Annotated in this window: 13 protein-coding genes; 8 read left to right on the top strand and 5 right to left on the bottom strand. The window is 73.0% G+C overall.

Features of this window, described 5'->3' with window-relative positions; translation table 11 throughout:
• Both AB0881_RS40145 and AB0881_RS40140 read right to left on the bottom strand, forming a co-directional pair.
• The coding region (locus tag AB0881_RS40145) for a hypothetical protein (RefSeq protein ID WP_366625964.1) at nucleotides 1-229 on the bottom strand (229 nt) is incomplete at its 3' end.
• A 114-nt stretch (nucleotides 230-343) separates the two neighbouring features.
• Nucleotides 344-1807, bottom strand: a complete 1464-nt coding sequence (locus AB0881_RS40140; RefSeq protein ID WP_366625963.1) for a hypothetical protein — start codon at nucleotides 1805-1807, stop codon at nucleotides 344-346.
• Between the two features lie 282 nt (nucleotides 1808-2089).
• Here AB0881_RS40140 and pcrA point away from each other — a divergent pair, with 282 nt between their 5' ends.
• Both pcrA and AB0881_RS40130 read left to right on the top strand, forming a co-directional pair.
• Nucleotides 2090-4351, top strand: coding sequence for a DNA helicase PcrA (pcrA, locus tag AB0881_RS40135; protein ID WP_366625961.1), 2262 nt, complete (start codon nucleotides 2090-2092; stop codon nucleotides 4349-4351).
• Nucleotides 4352-4418: 67 nt separating this feature from the next.
• Nucleotides 4419-4973, top strand: coding sequence for a GNAT family protein (locus tag AB0881_RS40130; protein ID WP_366625959.1), 555 nt, complete (start codon nucleotides 4419-4421; stop codon nucleotides 4971-4973).
• Here the strand turns inward: AB0881_RS40130 and AB0881_RS40125 are convergent.
• The gene (locus AB0881_RS40125) at nucleotides 4968-6173 is read right to left on the bottom strand and encodes a Tm-1-like ATP-binding domain-containing protein (protein ID WP_366625957.1); all 1206 of its coding nucleotides are present in this window, start codon (nucleotides 6171-6173) and stop codon (nucleotides 4968-4970) included. The two genes, AB0881_RS40130 and AB0881_RS40125, sit on opposite strands and share 6 nt — an antisense overlap.
• Nucleotides 6174-6363: 190 nt before the next feature.
• Between AB0881_RS40125 and AB0881_RS40120 the strand changes: the two genes are divergently transcribed.
• Nucleotides 6364-7134, top strand: a complete 771-nt coding sequence (locus AB0881_RS40120; RefSeq protein WP_366625955.1) for a TSUP family transporter — start codon at nucleotides 6364-6366, stop codon at nucleotides 7132-7134.
• Nucleotides 7135-7144: 10 nt separating this feature from the next.
• Here AB0881_RS40120 and AB0881_RS40115 read toward each other — a convergent pair whose 3' ends face one another.
• Nucleotides 7145-8596 carry a glycoside hydrolase family 15 protein gene (locus tag AB0881_RS40115; RefSeq protein WP_366625954.1) on the bottom strand — a complete coding sequence of 484 codons (1452 nt, stop codon included), beginning with the start codon at nucleotides 8594-8596 and terminating at the stop codon, nucleotides 7145-7147.
• A gap of 317 nt (nucleotides 8597-8913) precedes the next feature.
• Here AB0881_RS40115 and sucC point away from each other — a divergent pair, with 317 nt between their 5' ends.
• The 3 genes from sucC to AB0881_RS40100 all read left to right on the top strand — a co-directional run bounded on the left by sucC (nucleotide 8914) and on the right by AB0881_RS40100 (nucleotide 12903).
• Nucleotides 8914-10104 (top strand): ADP-forming succinate--CoA ligase subunit beta, encoded by a 1191-nt coding sequence (gene sucC / locus AB0881_RS40110; RefSeq protein WP_366625952.1) that lies wholly within the window; start codon nucleotides 8914-8916, stop codon nucleotides 10102-10104.
• A gap of 2 nt (nucleotides 10105-10106) precedes the next feature.
• The gene (sucD, locus tag AB0881_RS40105; protein ID WP_366625950.1) at nucleotides 10107-10994 is read left to right on the top strand and encodes a succinate--CoA ligase subunit alpha; all 888 of its coding nucleotides are present in this window, start codon (nucleotides 10107-10109) and stop codon (nucleotides 10992-10994) included.
• Nucleotides 10995-11157: 163 nt separating this feature from the next.
• Nucleotides 11158-12903, top strand: coding sequence for a DUF6350 family protein (locus tag AB0881_RS40100; RefSeq protein ID WP_366625948.1), 1746 nt, complete (start codon nucleotides 11158-11160; stop codon nucleotides 12901-12903).
• A 9-nt stretch (nucleotides 12904-12912) separates the two neighbouring features.
• Here AB0881_RS40100 and AB0881_RS40095 read toward each other — a convergent pair whose 3' ends face one another.
• The gene (locus AB0881_RS40095; protein WP_366625946.1) at nucleotides 12913-13398 is read right to left on the bottom strand and encodes a DUF4190 domain-containing protein; all 486 of its coding nucleotides are present in this window, start codon (nucleotides 13396-13398) and stop codon (nucleotides 12913-12915) included.
• 134 nt (nucleotides 13399-13532) lie between these two features.
• On the opposite strand from AB0881_RS40095, the gene purN reads away from it, so the two are divergent.
• Both purN and purH read left to right on the top strand, forming a co-directional pair.
• Nucleotides 13533-14201: a phosphoribosylglycinamide formyltransferase gene (gene purN, locus AB0881_RS40090; protein ID WP_366625944.1), complete on the top strand. Its 669-nt coding sequence runs from the start codon at nucleotides 13533-13535 to the stop codon at nucleotides 14199-14201.
• A gap of 56 nt (nucleotides 14202-14257) precedes the next feature.
• Nucleotides 14258-15805: a bifunctional phosphoribosylaminoimidazolecarboxamide formyltransferase/IMP cyclohydrolase gene (gene purH / locus AB0881_RS40085; RefSeq protein ID WP_366625942.1), complete on the top strand. Its 1548-nt coding sequence runs from the start codon at nucleotides 14258-14260 to the stop codon at nucleotides 15803-15805.
• The last annotated feature ends 93 nt before the right edge of the window (nucleotides 15806-15898 follow it).

The raw sequence follows: 15898 nt of genomic DNA, 5'->3' as shown, positions 1-15898 counted from the left end.
GGGGGGCGGCCCCGGCCCCCCCCCCCCCCCCGGGTTCGCGGGGGCGGGGGGCCCCCAGCCCGCCGGCCGCGCCGGCCCCCCCCGCCGCGGCCAGCGACTCCACCGCCGCCCGGATCCGGGCCGCCTCCCGTTCCGGCAGGTCCGCGGTCCCGTACCGCGCCACCACCGTCGCCCGCCCGGTCAGTCCGCCGATCCGCTCGACCGTGACGTCCAGGTCGGCATCGCTCATGGTCGCCTCGCTTCGTCGGGTGCGGCCATCCTGCCCGGCAGGGCGCGATCTACTGCTCCGATCTACCGCTCCGATCTGCTGCTCCGATCTACTGTTCCCATCCGCTGGTCCGGGCTACTGCTTGGAGAAGGCGCGGCGCAGCTCGTCCAGCTCGTGGCGCAGGATGTCGTCGTCCTCCAGCGAGCCGCCCTTGTTCAGCTTGTCGGGGTCCACGACCAGGTACTCGGGCATCTGCATGGTGCCGCAGCACCGCGCCCGGTACTGCTCGGCGCGCAGGCTGGCCGAGTGCTCGTCGTACGCCTCCACCTCGGTCACGTCGCTGCCGTTGCCGGTGTACTCGGCGTTGGCCATGTCCATCCGGCCGCTCATCAGGTCCGCCAGCGGCGTCGCGGCGGTCGTGATCTCCCGTACCGCGAACCGGTTGCGGATGAACGTGCGGTAGATCGCCGGCTCCCGGCGCTGGGCCGAGATCTGCAGCATCCGGTTGGCCACGTCCACGTACGTCGCGCCCACCGCCGGGGCCGCGATGATCGCGTCGAGCAGCAGCTTGCACAGCTTGTCGGCGACCTCGATCAGCAGCAGGGTGTGGTCCCTGCGGCCGGCCTGGCGGCGGCACTCGAAGGCGTAGATGTCGGCGAGGACGTCGTAGACCGCGCCGGTGAACACCTGCGAGATGTCGTGGACCTCGTTCCCGACCTGGCTGAGCTTGAGGTCGTTGTCGGCGTTGCGGAGCCCGTAGTCGCGGTTCAGCGCGGCCTTGCCGAACTCCTCGGCGACCGCCGACAGGAAGTTCTTGTCGTGCAGGTTCGCGCGGGTCATCGCCACCAGCGCCTCGGCCTGGTCCGGCTGCGACAGCGTGAGGAACACCGCGGTCAGGTCGCCGAACGCCTCGTGCAGCCCGCCGGTCTGCGGCGGGTTGGCCGCGCCCAGCCAGCCGGGCTTGAGGCCGTCCAGGATCGCGTGGCCCATCTCGTGCGCGGCGATGTCCAGCGACCGGCACGTGAAGACGGGCTGGTCCTGGCCCGCCGGCGTGAAGTGGAAGAACTTCAGGACCTTGGCCGTACGGCTGTAGAACGCGTTGCGGTCCACGCCCGCCCGCGGGTGCACGGTGATCCGGTCGGTGTTGCCGCCGATGTTCCAGGCGAACCGGATGGGGGCGCCGTGGTGGCGCTCGTACATCGTGAGCGTCTGCCGGACGACGGCGAACGTGTGCCCGCAGTCGAACTGCGGCGAGTTCGGCGGGAAGACGAAGTCGCCGTCGACGTTGCGCGCGACCGGGGTCACGCCGGCCAGCTGGGTGGTGATGCGCGCGTCCGCCGGCCCGTTCAGCACCACCGACGGCACGAACGCGACCCGCACGCCGAGCCGGGTGACCGACGGGTCCTGCTTGTAGATCAGGAACCGGTGCCCGACCGCCGGGGCCGGCACCGGCACCGCGCGCGGCATCGTCTCGGCCGCCGCCCCCTCCATGCGGAGGAACGGCGGCAGCTGCTCCACGCGGGACTCGGGCACCCGCATCCGCGCGGCCTCCCGCTCGCGCTCCTGCCGGATCTGCGGTTCCTGCTGGTGGATCGTCATCGATGCCACCTCTCGTCACCGGGCGCGGGCCCTGCTGGCCCTGCGCGGCACAGGACGGGGCGCGAAGGGTCCCGGCGGGTGCCCCCGGACACGTCAAGGCGCGCTGTCGGGAACCCGCTTCAGGATCATGGAGATGGACGTCACCGCCCTGCGCGGCCAACACTCCGCCCGTCAGGAAGGTCAGTCAACCCGGAACGGAGGCGGTTGTCCGGTTCCGGACTGCGCACGCCCGCCTCCGCGCCGCGACCCGAGTGTCGTGGCGGCGCCGTAGACTCACCCCTGATGTCGAAGACCGAAGCCCACTCCCTGCTCGACGGCCTCAACCCGCAGCAGCGCGACGCCGTCCTGCACTCCGGCGGCCCGCTGCTGATCGTCGCGGGCGCCGGTTCGGGCAAGACGCGCGTGCTCACCCATCGGATCGCCCACCTGCTCGGTGAGCGGGAGGTCCATCCCGGCCAGATCCTGGCGATCACCTTCACCAACAAGGCCGCGGCCGAGATGAAGGAGCGGGTCGACGCGCTGGTGGGCCCGCGGTCGCGGGCGATGTGGGTGATGACGTTCCACTCGGCCTGCGTGCGGATCCTGCGCCGCGAGGCCAAGCGGCTGGGCTTCCCCACCAGCTTCTCGATCTACGACCAGGCGGACGCGCAGCGGCTGATGGCGCTGGTCTGCCGGGAGCTGGACCTCGACCCCAAGCGCTACCCGCCCAAGTCGTTCTCGGCCCAGGTCAGCAATCTCAAGAACGAGCTGATCGACTACGAGACGTACAAGGACCGGGCGTCCACGCACATGGAGCAGACGCTCGCCGAGGCGTACGAGATGTACCAGGCGCGGCTCCAGCAGGCCGGCGCGATGGACTTCGACGACCTGATCATGATGACGGTCAACCTCCTCCAGGTGTTCCCGGAGGCGGCCGAGCACTACCGGCGCCGGTTCCGGCACGTGCTGGTGGACGAGTACCAGGACACCAACCACGCCCAGTACGAGCTGGTCCGCGAGCTGACCGCGCCGGTCGAGGGCGTGGGCGCGGCCGAGCTGTGCGTGGTCGGCGACGCCGACCAGTCGATCTACGCGTTCCGCGGCGCGACGATCCGCAACATCCTGGAGTTCGAGCGCGACTACCCCGACGCCACGACGATCCTGCTGGAGCAGAACTACCGCTCCACCCAGACGATCCTGTCGGCGGCCAACGCGGTGATCGAGCGGAACGCCGACCGCAAGCCCAAGAAGCTCTGGTCCGACCAGGGCGAGGGCCACAAGATCGTCGGTTATGTGGCCGACAACGAGCACGACGAGGCCGCGTTCGTCGCGCACGAGGTCGACAAGCTCACCGACGAGGGCGGCACCCGCCCCGGCGACGTGGCGGTCTTCTACCGCACCAACGCCCAGTCGCGCGTGTTCGAGGAAGTGTTCATCCGCGTCGGCCTGCCGTACAAGGTCGTCGGCGGCGTCCGCTTCTACGAGCGCAAGGAGGTCCGCGACCTGCTGGCCTACCTGCGCGTCCTCGCCAACCCCGAGGACACCGTCTCGCTGCGCCGCATCCTGAACGTCCCGCGGCGCGGCATCGGCGACCGCGCCGAGGCGTGCGTCGAGGCGTACGCGTCCCGCGAGCGGATCTCGTTCTGGCAGGCGCTGCGCGTCCCCGAGGACGTCCCGGGGATGGCCACCCGCTCGATCAACTCCGTCCGCGAGTTCGTCGCCATGCTGGACGAGCTGCGCGCCGACGCCGAGTCGCTCACCCCGGCCGCGCTCATCGAGCGGGTCCTCGCCCAGAGCGGCTACCTGGCCGAGCTCCAGGCGTCCAAGGACCCGCAGGACGAGACCCGCATCGAGAACCTGCACGAGCTGGAGGCCGTCGCCCGCGAGTTCGAGGAGCGCCTCGACGGCGAGTCCGCGGAGGGCCGGCTGCCCGACTTCCTGGAGCAGGTCGCGCTGGTCGCCGACGCCGACTCCATCCCCGGCGGCGCCAAGGGCAACCCCGTGCCGCCGGGCGAGCAGCCCGAGGAGACCGACCAGGGCGTCGTCACGCTGATGACCCTGCACACGGCCAAGGGCCTGGAGTTCCCGGTGGTGTTCCTCACCGGCATGGAGGACGGCGTCTTCCCGCACCTGCGCGCCATGAGCAACCCCAAGGAGCTGGAGGAGGAGCGCCGCCTGGCGTACGTGGGCATCACCCGCGCCCGGCAGCGCCTCTACCTGACCCGCGCGACCATGCGCAGCTCGTGGGGCGCGCCCCAGGTCAACCCGCCGTCCCGCTTCCTGGGCGAGGTCCCCGGCCCGCTCCTGGAGTGGGAGCGCGAGGCGTCCTCGATCTCCGGTTCGGCGTCGAGCCGGATGGCCGCGCGCCCCGGCGTCAGGTCGCCGGGCAACCGGGCCGTGCCGGCGCTGTCGCCCGGCGACAAGGTCACGCACGACTCGTTCGGCCTCGGCACCGTGGTCACCGTCGACGGCGGCGGGGAGAAGGCCGCCGCCAGCATCGACTTCGGCGGCGAGTACGGCGTCCGCCACCTGGTCCTCCGGTACGCCCCCGTCGAGAAGCTCTGACCCGTTCCCGCCGGCCTGCCCACGGGTGGTCCGCGCCCGGCCCCGGGCGCCGCGTACGCTAAAGATCATGTTCGCTCTTCAGCTTGGGGACGGGGCCGAGATGCGGCCGTTGGAGCCGTGGCAGGCGGAGGAGTTCGCCGCGCACGTCGACCGGGTCCGGGACGACATCTCGCCGTGGATCCCGTGGGCGGCCAAGGTGACCGACCCGGACTCGGCGCGGGACCTGCTGGAGCTGTACGCGACGCGGCTGGCCTCGGACGCCGGGCGCATCTACGGGATCTGGGTCGGCGGTGTGCTCACCGGCGGGACGGTGTTCCGCGCGTTCGACCCCGTCCTGCGCAACTGCGAGGTCGGCGTCTGGATGGGTCGGGCGGGCCAGGGCCGCGGGCTGGTGTCCGCGGCGGTCCGGCACATGATCGACTGGGCGGTCGTGGACCGCGGCATGGCCCGCGTGGAGTGGCAGTGCGACCCCGAGAACGGGCCCAGCATCGCGACCGCGAAGCGCCTGGGCTTCACCTGCGAGGGCACGCTGCGCGAGGCGTTCGTCCTGGACGGGGAGCGGCGCGGCGTGCAGATCTGGTCGATGCTGGCGAGCGAGTGGCGGGCCGCCCGGGCGTCATGAGGCGGCGCGGATCACCGGCACGCGGGTGATCATCGTGTGCAGGTGGTCGGCCATCGCGCGGCCGAACGCGGGGTCGTTGAGGTTGGCGTCCATCTCGCGGACCTCGACGAGCGAGCCGTCCAGGCCCTCGCGCAGGGCCGTGAAGAGTGCCTCGTCGGCCACCGGGTCGTGGAACGGGCCGCCGGGCGCGCCGAGCGCGGACAGGCCCCGCAGCGGGATGTGGAGCGCGGTCGGGGCGGCGGCGTCGCGCAGCCGGGCGGCGACGCGGCGGCCCAGCTCGGCGGCCTCCAGGGGTGTGGTGCGCAGCAGGACGGCCCCGTCCTCCACCAGGTGCACGCGGCGGCCCGGCTCGTGGCCGGGGGCGAACTCGGCCATGTCGAGGCCGCCGGGGGCGACGACCTGGGGGAGGCCCGCCCGCACGGCGGCGGTCAGTCGGCCGGGGGCGGCCGGGCGCAGGCCGCCGAGGAGTTCGGCGGACAGGTCGAGCAGGGTCGCGTCGAGCGCGGCGGCCAGCCTGCCGCCGCCGGCCGCCGCCTCGTACGCGGCGGTGCCGTGGAAGGCCAGCACGTCGTACCCGAGGATGTCGAGCAGCTCGCGCGCGGCGCCGACGCCGGGCGCGGTGGCGCCGGCGGCGGTGGCGGCGACGATCGGCGGGCCGCCCGCGGTGCCGGGCCGGCCGGCGGCGTAGCCGGTGGCCAGGCCGGCGATCGCGGCGGCGGCGCTGGCCAGCACGCGGGACGAGACGCCGGTGACCCCGGCGATGTCGACGACGCTGTACATGAGCGTGAGGCCGGGCACGCCGACGAACGCGGACGGGTCGTCGGCGGCCATGCTGGACACCATCAGCTTCGGCACGCCCGCCGGGAGCGCCCGCATCGCGGTGGTCGGGACGGCCGAGCCGGGGCCGCCGATCGCGAGGACGCCGTGCAGCCGCCCGGCCCGCAGCAGGCGTCCCGTGATCTCGGCGGCGCCGCGGGCCATCGTCCGGATCCGGTCATCCTCGGGGCCCGTCCCGTCCAGATCGGCGCCGGCCGCCAGCGCGACCTCCTCGCGGGTGATGTCGGGGGTCGCCCCCGGCGGTCCCTGCGTGCCGGTGTCGACGAGCATGACCTCGGTGCCGGCGGCTTCGAGGCGGTCGCGGATCCATGCGTACTCGGGGCCCTGGGCGTCCAACATACCGATCAGTACCACAACAGGCATATCAGCACTGTTGGCATCCGGGGCCGCCTCGACAATCGGCCGCATCGACCCAGTTACCTCACGTCGCGGCGTTCCGGGCTAACCCGGTCAGCAGGTGCGCGCCGTGCAGAGAGTAGGTTCAGTCGCGACATTCGTTTGACTCCTTACTCGCGCCGCCCCCGCCGCATCATGAGACCCCCTGGGAGCCCCCTTGGACGTGGAGCAGGTATGCCTGCTGCTGCTCGCCGCACTGGCCGCCGGCTGGGTGGACGCGGTCGTCGGCGGGGGAGGGCTCATCCAGCTGCCCGCGCTGATGCTGCTCAACCCGGGCGCGCCGGTGGCCAGCGCCCTGGCCACCAACAAGCTCGCCTCGATCGCGGGGACGTCGTCGGCGGCGGTCGCCTACCTGCGCAAGGCCAAACCGGACCTTCCGGTCGCGCTGCCCGGTGCCGGGATCGCCGTCGCCGGCGCGGCGGGGGGCGCGCTGTGCGCCGCCGCGATCTCCTCGGCGGCGCTGAAGCCGATCATCATGGTGGTGCTGCTGGCGGTCGCGGCGATCGTCGTGCTCAAGCCCGACCTCGGCCGCGTGCCGCGGCCGGTGCTGCGGACCCGGCGGCGGACCGCGGCGGCCGTGCTCGTCCCCGGGCTGGCCATCGCCTTCTACGACGGGCTGATCGGGCCCGGCACCGGAACGTTCCTCGTCATCACGTTCACCACCCTGCTGGGCACCGACTTCGTCAACGCCTCCGCCAACGCAAAGATCATCAACACCGCGACCAACCTCGGCGCGCTGCTGGTCTTCGGGATGCAGGGCCAGATCCTCTGGGCGATCGGCCTCGCCATGGCGGTCTGCAACATCGTCGGCGCGCAGGCCGGCGCCCGGATGGCGATCAACCGGGGCGCGGGCTTCGTCCGGGCGGTGCTGCTGGTCGTGGTGGTCGCGCTCGTGATCAAGATGGGGTACGAGCAGTTCCTCGCCTAGCGCGGCCTTTCTAGCGTGCGGGAGGTATGGGCAGCGGGTGCTCCAGCGCGGCCAGCGACAGCAGGACGAGCGAGGCCGTCCAGCCGAGCGGCGCCACCGACGCGGCGTCCCCGTGCTCGTCCACCTTCTCCGGCAGGACGCCCAGGTTCGTGCGGTGCGCGGCCAGCCAGTCCAGCCGGGACATCGCGGCCTCCGGGCGGCGGGACGCGGCGTCGGCGAGGGTGAAAAGCGCCACTTCCGGCGTCCAGGCCGTGTCCGGGTCGCCCGACCAGCGCTCGCCGGGCAGGACGCCCCCGTTCGGCAGGGTCTGGCGCTCGGCGGCGTCGGCGATCGCGGCGGTCACGCCCGGGTCGGCCGCCGCGAACGGCGGTGCGATGAACGTCACGGACGTGTCCATCAGGCCGTCCTTGATCGGGGAGCGCGGGTAGCCGTACGGGGCGAACTGCCGCGCCACCGCCGCGGTCAGCCGCTGCGCGGCCTTCCGCCAGTCGTCCGCCTGCTTCGTGCGGCCCGTCCCCAGCGCGAACGCGGCGGCCGAGCGCAGGCCCGCCAGGACGGGGCCGACGACGCCCAGCGTCGGGCGGCGCGGGTCCTCCTCGGTGTCCGGGGCGCGCTCCCAGTAGTCGGAGGACGGCGGCGGCAGCCCCTCCACGTCGAGCGACTCGGCCAGGTGGTCCGCGGCGCGCTCGATCATCCCCCACAGCTCGGGCAGCTCGGCGGCGGCCTCGGGCGCCTGCGCGTGGAAGAACCAGCCCGCCCACAGCACCCAGCCGAGCGAGTCGAGCTGCGGCTCCCTGCCGTCCACCACGGCGGTGCCGTCGGGGTGGTAGCGGGCCGCCCAGAGCCCCTCGTCGGTCTGCACGCGGGCGAGGAACCGCAGCACCCGCCGCGCCTCGCTGTTGTGCCCCGCCATGACGAACGCCGCCGCCGTGAAGGCCGAGTCGCGCGGCCAGGCGTAGCGCCACGCCCCGTACCAGGACGCCTGGGACGCCCCGTTGGGGCGCGTGAGCAGCCGCAGGTCGAGCAGCGCGCGCGAGGCCATCTCCTCGTAGACGGCCCGCTTCTCCTCCGGTACGGCCGCCCCGCCGTCCGGTACGGTGCCGCGCGCCAGCCACGCCTGGTCGGACCGTACGGCGGCCGCCACGCGCGGATCGTCGGCGTCGACCGTGATGGCGCTCTCGGCCCCGAACGGGACGAGCTGCACGCGGCCGTCCTTGAGCCGGAGGACGGAGCTGCCGGGGATGTACGCGGCGCCGGCGGCGTCCTCGCGGGACACCGGGTCGCCGGCGAACGGCCAGCCGCCGCCCCCGATCAACCCGGCCCCGCCCCAGCCGGGCCGGCCCTGGTCGGGGAGCGTGGCGCCGCAGGTGGCGACCAGTGTGGCGACGAGCAGCAGCGCCGTGACGCGCCAGACCGTCCGGAACGTCCCCCGTCGCGGGGACCCGATTCGATCATCGGCCACCGGCGCCTCTCTCTCCTGCTACCCGCTGTTCACCGTATAGCGGCAGTTAAGTAGATCAATCGCCACGAAACGGATCCTCCTCCTCAGGAAGCAAAACCGGCATCCTTCTCAAGAGGCATACCCCTCGACAACCTCCGCCTATCGGAGTGTCACCGCTGGGCGGGACCCGGCGGCATGACCAGGGAGGCAGGCAGACTAGGCTGCATCGACGGAGCGGACCGCCAGGTGGGCCGGCCGCACGGAAAACCGTCACCTACGGACATTCGTGTGACCACACTTGAGCGGTCATTGGCTGTCGATCCGTTTAAGGACGCCTCGTGGACCTGTTCGAACATCAGGCGAAGGAACTCTTCGCCGAGTACGGGGTACCGGTGCCCACCGGCAAGGTCGCCCATACTCCCCAGGAAGCCCGGGCCATCGCGGCGGAACTCTTCGCCGCGGGGAGCTCGAAGGTCGTCGTCAAGGCCCAGGTCTTGACCGGCGGCCGCGGTAAGGCCGGCGGCGTGAAGCTGGCCGACGACGCCGACGAGGCGGAAGCGCTCGCCGGCCGGATCCTCGGCATGGACATCAAGGGCCACACGGTCCACAAGGTCCTCGTCGAGGAAGGCAGCGCGATCGCGGAGGAGTACTACTTCTCCTTCCTGCTCGACCGCGCGAACCGCACCTTCCTCTCGATCTGCTCCGCCGAGGGCGGCATGGAGATCGAAGAGGTCGCCGCGACCAACCCCGACGCCGTCGCCAAGGTGGACATCTCCGCCCTGGACGGCGTGGACCGGGCCAAGGCCAAGGAGATCGCCGTCGCCGGCCGGCTGCCGGAGAAGGCGCAGGACGGCGCCGCCGAGCTGATCGAGCGCCTCTGGGCGGTCTTCACCGACGAGGACGCCACCCTCGTCGAGGTCAACCCGCTGATCCTCACCGCCGGCGGCGAGGTCAAGGCGCTGGACGGCAAGGTCACCCTCGACGACAACGCCGGCTTCCGGCAGGAGTCGCACGAGGCCCTGCACGACAAGGCCGCCGCCGACCCGCTGGAGGCGAAGGCCAAGGAGAAGGACCTCAACTACGTCAAGCTCGACGGCAGCGTCGGCATCATCGGCAACGGCGCGGGCCTGGTCATGTCCACCCTGGACGTGGTCTCCTACGCCGGCGAGGCCTTCGGCGGCCAGAAGCCGGCCAACTTCCTCGACATCGGCGGCGGCGCCTCGGCCGAGGTCATGGCCAACAGCCTGGAGATCGTCCTGTCGGACGCCGACGTCAAGTCGGTCTTCGTCAACGTCTTCGGCGGCATCACCGCCTGCGACGCCGTCGCCAACGGCATCGTGACCGCCTACAAGCTGCTCGCCGAGCGCGGCGAGACCGTCGACCGGCCGCTGGTCGTCCGGCTGGACGGCAACAACGCCGAGCTCGGCCGCAGGATCCTGACCGACGCCGCGCTGAAGGGCGTCGAGCAGGTCGACACCATGGACGACGCGGCCAAGCGCGCCGCCGAACTCGCCGCGGCAGGTGCATGACAATGGCCATCTGGCTCACTGAGAACAGCAAGATCATCGTTCAGGGCATGACCGGCTCGGAGGGCATGAAGCACTCCCGCCGCATGCTCGCCTCCGGCGCGAACGTCGTCGGCGGCGTCAACGCCCGCAAGGCCGGCCAGAGCGTCGACTTCGACGGCAAGGCGCTGCCCGTCTTCGGGACCGTCGCCGAGGCCATGGCCGAGACCGGCGCCGACGTGTCGGTGGTGTTCGTGCCGCCGAAGTTCACCAAGGACGCCGTCGTCGAGGCCGTCGACGCCGGGATCCCTCTGTGCGTCGTCATCACCGAGGGCATCCCGGTGCACGACACGGCCTACTTCTGGAAGTACGCCGAGTCCAAGGGCAACAAGACCCGGATCATCGGGCCGAACTGCCCCGGCATCGCGTCCCCCGGCAAGTCCAACGCCGGCATCATCCCGGCCGACATCACCACGCCCGGCCGCATCGGGCTGGTGTCCAAGTCGGGCACGCTGACGTACCAGATGATGTACGAGCTGCGCGACATCGGCTTCTCCACCTGCGTCGGCATCGGCGGCGACCCGATCATCGGGACCACCCACATCGACGCGCTCAAGGCCTTCCAGGAGGACCCGGAGACCGACGCGATCGTGATGATCGGTGAGATCGGCGGCGACGCGGAGGAGCGCGCCGCGGCCTACATCGAGCAGAACGTGACCAAGCCGGTCGTCGGCTACGTCGCGGGCTTCACCGCCCCCGAGGGCAAGACGATGGGCCACGCCGGCGCCATCGTGTCCGGCTCGTCCGGCACCGCCCAGGCCAAGAAGGAGGCCCTGGAGAAGGTCGGCGTCCGCGTGGGCAAGACCCCCAGCGAGACCGCCCGCCTGATGCGGGACATCATGAAGAACCTCTAGCCCCGCAGCCAGAGGACTTCCGCGAAAGACGCCCGAGCCGCCCGGCGGCCCGGGCGTCTTTCGTCTCCCGGGCCCGCCCGCGGGCCGGTGATCTCCGGCGCAAAGGCGACACGCCGGACCGGGGCGCCGGTCCGGGCGGCGCCATGGTGCCAGCATTGACGCCGTGACCGAGACACAGCGACGGCCCGAACCCTCCCCGGAGGCCGACGGCGCCTCCCGCCCGCTGTACGTGACGGGACTGGTGGGCGCGCTCTGGTGCATCGGCATCGGGCTCGCGCTGCTCACCACCGTCACGCTGATCGGGTGGATCGCCGCCCCGCGCACCGCCCTCGGGCCGGGCCTGCAGGGCGTGTTCCGCACCGCCGTGAACCTCTGGCTGGTCTCGCACCACGCCGGGATCTCCGTGCCGCAGGGGCGCATCGGGCTGCTGCCGCTCGGCACGCTCGTCCTGCCCGGCGCGCTCCTCTACCGCAGCGGCGGCTGGGTGATCAGGGCCGCCGGCGTGCCCGGCAGCCCCCGCATGGGCGTCGTGCGGGTCGCGTTCGCGCTGGCGGTGCCGTACTCGATCCTCGCCGGGCTGCTCGCGCTCGCCGCCGCCTCGTCCGCGGTCAGCGCCTCCCCCTGGGAGTCGGTGGCGGGCGGCCTCGCCGTCGCCGTCATCGCCGGCGGGCTGGGCGCCGCCCGCGCGCTCGCCGCCGCCCGCGGCCCCGGCATCCGGTCCGGCCTCGGCGCCCTGCTGAACCTGCTGCCCGAACGCCCCCGCTCGCTCGTCATCGGCGTCTCCGGCGCCACCGCCGTCCTGCTGGCCTCCGGCGCGGTCCTCGTCGGCGCCTCGCTGGCCATGCACGTCCCCGAGTCGACCGAGGTGTACGACACGCTCGCGCCCGGCATCGTCGGCGGGATCCTGCTGCTGGTGGTGGAGCTGGCCTTCCTCCCCAACGCGGTCATCTGGGGCGTCTCGTACGCGGTCGGCCCCGGCTTCTCCGTCGGCGCCGGCACCGGCGTCTCGCCGTCCGGCGTCTTCCTCGACTCCATCCCCGCGTTCCCGCCGCTGGCCGCCCTGCCCGAGGCCGGCCCCGCCCCGCTGATCTCGCTGCTCGCCCTCGCCGCCCCGTTCCTCGCCGGCGCCGTCGGAGGCGTCCTCACGATCCGCGCCATGCCGAGCGCGGCGTACGAGGCGGCCCCGCTCTGGGGATTCCTCTGCGGGGCCCTCACGGGCGCCGTGACGGCCTTCCTGAGCGCCCTGGCGGGCGGACCCCTCGGCGGCGGCCGGATGGCCACCGTGGGCCCCTCACCGTGGCAGGTGGGCCTGCTGGCGACGCTGGAAGTCGGCATCTCCGCCGCCGTCGTGGCCTGGCTCGCCAACTGGCGCGTCGCCCGCCGTACCGCCGCCGCGGGCGCTGAGCCCGAGCCGTCCGCCCGGCCGCCGCGACGCCGCGACGCCCGCAAGGCCGCGCGGTCCGGCGAGAACGAGAAGCCCGCGAAGAGGCGGAAGGCCGCGGCGCCGATGCTCGCCGCCCCCGTGTTCGAGGACGACGCGCCGCCGCCCGCGCCCGAACCGCGGGAACGTCCCGCGCCCGCGCCAGCGGCGCCCGCGCGTAAGCCCGCCCCGTACACCGAGGACCCGCTGGAGTTCGAGGAGGCCGAGCCGATCCTCGCGCCCCGCCGGCCCGCCAAGGCCAGGGGACGGGCCGCCGCGCCGCCGCCCGAGATCCACGAGGAGGAGCCGGCGCCGGAGCCCGAGCCCGAACCGGAGCCGGACTGGGCGGCCGACGCGGAGTACGAGGAGTACGAGGAGCACGCGGAGCCTGAGCCCCGCGACGTCCCCGCGCCCCGCGAGGACCCGGAACGCACCGAGAACCGCGGCGGCGCCATCTACGTCCTCAGGGAGGACCCCCGGCAGGAGTGAACGCCGGGCTCAGATCAACCCGTCGTACCGGGAGAAGGACCCCTCCGGGAGGTTGAACTTCTTCTCGACCTCCGACGTGTACGCGTCGCGGCAGACCTTCTCGTCGGCGTTGGTGTTCGCCCCCTGGAGGCAGTCCTGGTAGCGCGCCGTCTCCGGGTAGAGCGCCGCGGTGAAGGCCAGCCAGACCAGCCCCAGAACGCAGCCGATCACGCCGAGCGCGATGCCCGCGGTCGCGCCCTGAGCGGGGGAACGGTCCCGCCGGGACCGCTTGCGCGCCTTGATCCCGATGACCAGGGCGGCCACGGCCAGCGCCAGCCCGATCGGGAAGAACAGCGGCATCAGCAGGATCGAGCCGCCGCCCAGCCACAGCGCCCGCAGACCCGACCGGTCGGGCTCCCCGGGACCCTGCCGCCCGGGACCGCCCTCGGCGGGCGCGGTGTCCCGGCCGGCGGTGGGGCCGGTCCCGCCGTCGCCCTGTCCCGGCTGCTCAGTCACGTTCTTCCTCCAGATACCGACCCACGATGCGGATGACGGCGCGCGGAACAGGGCCGATAGGCTTTCCAGCGGCCGGTGAAGCCCGGCCTCGCCCGAACGACCTCACCTCACCAGTAACGTTCACCAGGGGAGTCATGGTTTCCGCCCGGCTCGTCGTCCTCGTCTCCGGCGCGGGGACCAACCTACAGGCGCTGCTCGACGCGTGCGCGGACCCAGCCTACGGGGCACGGGTGGTCGCGGTCGGCGCGGACCGCGACGGGACCGGCGGGGTCGAACGCGCCGAACGCGCCGGCATCCCGGCGTTCACCGTCCGGATCCCCGACTTCGCCGACCGCACCGGCTGGGACGAGGCGCTCACCGCGGCGATCGAGGCGTACGAGCCCGACCTCGTCGTCTCCGCCGGGTTCATGAAGATCCTCGGCCCGCGCTTCCTCGCCCGCTTCGGCGGCCGCACGATCAACACCCACCCCGCGCTGCTGCCGTCCTTCCCCGGCGCCCACGCGGTGCGCGACGCCCTGGCGTACGGCGTCAAGGTCACGGGCTGTACCGTGCACTTCGTCGACGAAGGCGTGGACACCGGACCCGTCATCGCCCAGGAGGCCGTGCCCGTCCGCTGGCACGACGACGAAGACTCCCTGCACGAGCGCATCAAGCAGGTGGAACGCCGCCTGATGGTCGACGTCGTCGGGCGGCTGGCCCGCGACGGCTGGACCGCCGACGGCAGGCGGGTCTCCATGAAATGCAGGACCTGCAACACGTCCGAACAACAGGACACAGAAGACGAGGGGAGTCCGGGCCGGTGACCCAGGTCGCGAGTAAGTCTGGGGGGGCGACCCCCCAGGCCCCCCGGCAACAGCCGGTGAAGCGCGCACTGATCAGCGTTTACGACAAGACAGGACTGGAGGATCTCGCCAAAGGCCTCCACGCGGCCGGTGTGGAGATCGTCTCCACCGGCTCCACCGCCGCCCGGATCGCCGCCGCCGGCGTCCCGGTGATGAAGGTGGAGAAGCTCACCGGCTTCCCCGAATGCCTCGACGGCCGGGTCAAGACCCTCCACCCCAAGGTGCACGCGGGCCTCCTCGCCGACCGCCGCAAGGACGACCACCGGCAGCAGCTGGAGGACCTCGACGTCGAGCCGTTCGACCTCGCCGTCGTCAACCTCTACCCGTTCGCCGACACCGTCGCCTCCGGCGCCACGCCCGACGAATGCGTCGAGCAGATCGACATCGGCGGCCCGACCATGGTCCGCGCCGCCGCCAAGAACCACGCCGGCGTCGCCGTCGTCGTGGACCCGGCCTCGTACGCCGAGGTCCTGAACGCCGTCAACGCCGGCGGCTTCACCCTGGAAGAGCGCCGCCGGCTCGCCGCCCGCGCCTTCGCGCACACCGCCGCGTACGACGTCGCCGTCGCGTCCTGGTTCGCGAGCGAGTACGCCCCCGACCAGGTCGGCGCCGACTCCGAATGGCCCGACTTCCTCGGTGCCGCATGGGAGCGCAAGGCCGTCCTGCGGTACGGCGAGAACCCGCACCAGCGCGCCGTCCTCTACACCGAGCAGGCCGGCGGCGGCCTCGCCGGCGCCGAGCAGCTGCACGGCAAGGAGATGTCCTACAACAACTACGTCGACGCCGACGCCGCCCGCCGCGCCGCGTACGACTTCGCCGACCCCGCCGTCGCGATCATCAAGCACGCCAACCCGTGCGGCATCGCCGTCGGCGCCGACGTCGCCGACGCCCACGCCAAGGCCCACGCCTGCGACCCCGTCTCCGCCTACGGCGGCGTCATCGCCGTCAACCGGCCCGTCACCGCCGCCATGGCCGACCAGGTCGCCGACGTCTTCACCGAAGTCCTCGTCGCCCCCGCCTTCGACGACGAGGCCCTGGAGATCCTCACCCGCAAGAAGAACATCCGCCTCCTGCGCTGCCCCGAAGGCCCCGCCAACGCCGTCGAACACCGCCGCGTCGACGGCGGCCTCCTCCTCCAGACCGTCGACAAGGTCGACGCCCCCGGCGACGACCCGGCCGGCTGGGAGCTCAAGACCGGCGAACCCGCCGACGAAGCCACCCTCCGCGACCTCGCGTTCGCCTGGAAGGCCTGCCGCTCCGTCAAGTCCAACGCCATCCTCCTCGCCGCCGACGGCGCCACCACCGGCGTCGGCATGGGCCAGGTCAACCGCGTCGACTCCGCCCGCCTCGCCGTCTCCAGAGCCGGCGACGACCGCGCCGCCGCCTCCGTCGGCGCCTCCGACGCCTTCTTCCCGTTCCCCGACGGCCTCGAAGTCCTCACCAAGGCCGGCGTCCGCGCCATCGTCGAACCGGGCGGCTCCATCCGCGACGACGAGGTCATCGCGGCCGCGAAGCAGGCAGGCATCACCCTGTACTTCACCGGCACCCGCCACTTTTTCCACTAGGGGGGCCACCCCCCTAACCCCCAGGCCGGACGGGCGCGCCCCCTGCGCTCGCTGGCGCTCGCTGGCGCTCGCTGGCGCTCGCTTCGGGGGCGC

The organism is Spirillospora sp. NPDC029432, from assembly GCF_040703975.1.
In the GTDB taxonomy this organism is placed as follows: Bacteria; Actinomycetota; Actinomycetes; order Streptosporangiales; family Streptosporangiaceae; genus Spirillospora.
The sequence above is the reverse complement of the archived record's forward strand: the minus strand, read 5'-3'. Positions and strand labels throughout refer to the sequence as shown.